Raw genomic sequence first — 3,418 nt, 5'->3', positions numbered from 1 at the left:
GCATGTTCCGCGTCCTTGCAATACTGTGTTTACATACAGTCTATCGCTTAGCGGAAAGTTCTTTTACCCTCAGCCGAAATGCCTGCCGTTGCTAGACATTGCCAGCCAGTGCCCGTCACTCCCACTCGATTGTAAACAAGCACACAAAACCCTTTAGTGACAACAATTTGCAAGAACTATCAGGCTCAGTGCCATGAAAAATACCATGACCAGATCATGAGGTTGAACACGGCTTGCGCCGGCAGCGTTCACGCTCCTGGTCGGCGATCTCGCCCGGCTGCAATGCTAGCTCAGCATCGGTCATGCGCTCCAGCACGTCGCGTAGGCGGATGGTGCAAGGAATGGGCGGCAGCTCGAACTCATAGCCGCCGGCGATCATTTCGGCCGCAATCTCCTCGGTGATGAAAAACGGCTCGTCGTCTTGGTTCGGCTTCTTCATGCCCTTTCCTCCTGGCGCTCATCCTGGCCGACAGCGGCCAGGGCATCGGCTTCCGTCAATGCGTCCTCCACGAACGCGCCGTGCTGCTTCGCTTCGGCCTGGCTGACCTCGGCCCATATCCGTTTCACCTGGGCCGCACTGTACCCGGCCAGCTCGGCGGTCTTGTTGATGCTGTAGCCGGACTTGCGCAGCGCGACAACTTGGGCGCGGCGCTTCGGATCAGCACGGCGGCCCTTGTACCGCCCGGCCTGGCGGGCCAACTCAATGCCTTGGCGCTGGCGTTCGCGCCTGTCCTCGTAGTCGTCGCGGGCCATCTGCAAGGCCAGGCGAAAAAGCATGATCTGCACGGCTTCCAGCACGATCTTGGCGACGCCCTGGGCCTCGGCCGCCAGGTCGGATAGATCGACCACGCCAGGGACGGCCAGGCGTGCGCCTTTGGCCTGTATCGAGGCCACCAGGCGCTCGGCCTCGGGCAAAGGTAGGCGGCTGATGCGGTCGATCTTCTCGGCAATGACCACCTCGCCGGGCTGTAGGTCGCCGATCATGCGCAGCAGCTCAGGCCGGTCGGCGCGTGCGCCGGATGCCTTCTCACGGTAGATGCCGGCGACGTAGTAGCCGGCGGCCTTCGCGGCCGTAGTGATCGCCTCTTGGCGTTCCAAGTCCTGCGCGTCGGTGCTGACGCGCAGATAGACCCGCGCCACCATCGGCGCGGCTACTGGCTTCGTCCTGCGCATACTTGCGGGCTCCTTTGGGCATACTCAAATGCACCCATCTTAAACTGGCAGCTAATGTACAAAAGTTGATAGAAGCACACAAGTTCAATTTTGCACTTCTGCCCCACTATTGCAAAACTGCTTGTTAGTAGCCGTTTTTTCTTACTGTTTATAGATTCAATAATTTTTGAAACGAAAAATTGGGACTAAACATTTCGGTTTCGTTTTCTGTCGATTCGTCCTGCGTATCTTTTGCATAAACAAACATTTGTTGTTCGTAGTTTTCGATGGCATTTTCAATACTTGTAAATTCTCCGTTTGTAAGGTTTTCAGACAATATCAAAGCATCCAATAATCCCGTATTTACACCCTGTCCTGCAAAAGGCGACATCAAATGAGCAGCATCGCCAATCATTGTTATGGGTAATGGACGGTTACTTTTCCAATCATTGTTCAAAGGAAATTTCCTTGTGGGCAAGCATTGAAATGTTGATACCGAACGTATTAATTGTTTGTAAACTTCACTCCATTTGGAAAATCTTTTCAATAAAAAATCGGCAACGCTGTTTCTGTCCTGAAAATCTAAGGGAATTTTATTTTTCCATTCATCGGGCGTTTTAAAACTAATTCCTAAATACAATGCACCATTATTATTGGGATTGGCAAACAATAAAATGCCCTGATGTCCCGCCATTAATCGGTTGCCGTTGCATAGCTGAAAAAATCCGGGACAGTTTATTTCCGGTTGAAGAATATCAGCTTGGATGTTGAAAGTACCGGTTTCTTCAACTTGCGTGTCGGTAACAAAGCTCCTTATTTTCGACATTCCACCATTGGCAAGAATAACCAAATCTGCTGTTTCACTCGGTTTATTCTCAAAAGTTAGTGTCCACTTCTTCTTACCAGGTTCAAGCATAACAAGTTTTCTATCCCAAATAACCGTGTCGTTTTCTAAACTATTCAACAAGATAGCCCTTAAGTCATTTCTGTTTATTTCAGGATTGTCAAATCGATTTTCGGGCTTTACATTTTTTGTGGATAAAATATTGCCTTTTTCATCAGCAATATTTACACCCATTGGTAAGGCTAAGTCATAATAAGTTTGTAACAATCCCGCTTTTTTCATTGCTTCCTGACCTGAACCTTTGTGTAGGTCAAGGGTTCCACCAAAAATTCTTGCCTCTCGGTCGTTGTCTCTTTCGTAAACTGAAACGTCTATGCCGTTTTGCTGTAATAATTTTGCCATAGTCAGTCCAACGGGTCCACCACCAATTATTGCAACGTTCTTATCACTAAGTAAATTCATTTGTTTGTCCGTATCTATTCGCATTGTCATTCAAAAATGGCACATAACAAGTGGCTATACGCCAAATGGCGTATATATCCACTATATCTTATTTTGCTAAACCTTTCATTATCAGTGACAAATCCGTTTTCAACCGTTTACCGTTCGTTTCTACTCTCTCAAAAGGATTTATATTCATAGTGCTTTTTGTTAAGTTTTGCTCAAATATACAAATCCTTTCTATATATCTAACAAATCCATCGGACTTTTTAATTGTTCCATTCCCTTGGTGGTAATATGTGTATAAACCTCAGTTGTTTTACTGCTTGAATGACCTAACAACGATTGAATATAACGTAAACTCGTACCATTCTCAAGCAAATGCGTTGCAAAGCTATGTCGTAAGGTATGTACAGTAACTTCCTTTTGAATCTTTGCTTTTAAAACAGCTGCTTTAAAAATGTTTTGAATACTTCGGCTTGAGTATGCGCCACCTTTTTGACCTTCAAATAAATAATCTTTTGGTTTATATTCCATAAAGTATGTTCTTAAAATAATTAATGTTTTCTCAGATAAAATGGTATAACGATCTCTTTTTCCTTTTGACTGTTCTATACGAATTTGCATGCGCTTGGAGTCAATGTCTTTTATTTTCAGGTTTATACATTCAGAAATGCGCAAACCTGCCGAATAAATAGTCATCAGAATAGCCTTGTGTTTCACGTTTTCAATAGCGCGTAGTACCCGAATGGTTTCTTCTTCACTCATCACAACAGGAAGTGTTTTTTCTTTTTTTGGTCTTTCGATGAAATATGTTTTCCGTTGTCCACCCAAAACACGTTCGTAATAAAACTGGCACTGTTGCAAAGTTAGCGATGAGGCAGCCTTTTGTCTTATTCAAAGGCCTTACATTTCAAAAACTCTGCTTACCAGGCGCATTTCGCCCAGGGGATCACCATAATAAAATGCTGAGGCCTGGCC

The 3,418-nt window shown here is 45.6% G+C and carries 4 protein-coding genes and 1 pseudogene; all 5 read right to left on the bottom strand.

The genetic code is table 11. The features are described 5' to 3' along the window. Positions 1-214: 214 nt before the first annotated feature. Positions 215-439: a hypothetical protein gene (locus tag FTU16_RS16270; RefSeq protein WP_000743213.1), complete on the bottom strand. Its 225-nt coding sequence runs from the start codon at positions 437-439 to the stop codon at positions 215-217. Next, positions 436-1,173, bottom strand: a complete 738-nt coding sequence (locus FTU16_RS16265) for a recombinase family protein (RefSeq protein WP_001366550.1) — start codon at positions 1,171-1,173, stop codon at positions 436-438. Before FTU16_RS16265 ends, FTU16_RS16270 begins: the two co-directional genes overlap by 4 nt. Positions 1,174-1,321: 148 nt before the next feature. After that, complete coding sequence (locus tag FTU16_RS16260) at positions 1,322-2,488, bottom strand: tetracycline-inactivating monooxygenase Tet(X3) (RefSeq protein ID WP_024160783.1); 1,167 nt, start codon at positions 2,486-2,488, stop codon at positions 1,322-1,324. 189 nt (positions 2,489-2,677) lie between these two features. Beyond that, a complete protein-coding gene (locus FTU16_RS16255) occupies positions 2,678-3,271 on the bottom strand; it encodes a tyrosine-type recombinase/integrase (RefSeq protein WP_205779272.1) in 594 nt (197 codons plus the stop codon). A 72-nt stretch (positions 3,272-3,343) separates the two neighbouring features. Continuing rightward, a pseudogene (locus FTU16_RS16250) lies at positions 3,344-3,418 on the bottom strand (IS6 family transposase); the annotation flags it as partial.

The sequence above is a fragment of the Acinetobacter sp. YH12069 genome, from assembly GCF_013419675.1.
Lineage (GTDB): Bacteria > Pseudomonadota > Gammaproteobacteria > Pseudomonadales > Moraxellaceae > Acinetobacter > Acinetobacter amyesii.
This window is presented reverse-complemented; position numbering and strand designations above follow the sequence as displayed.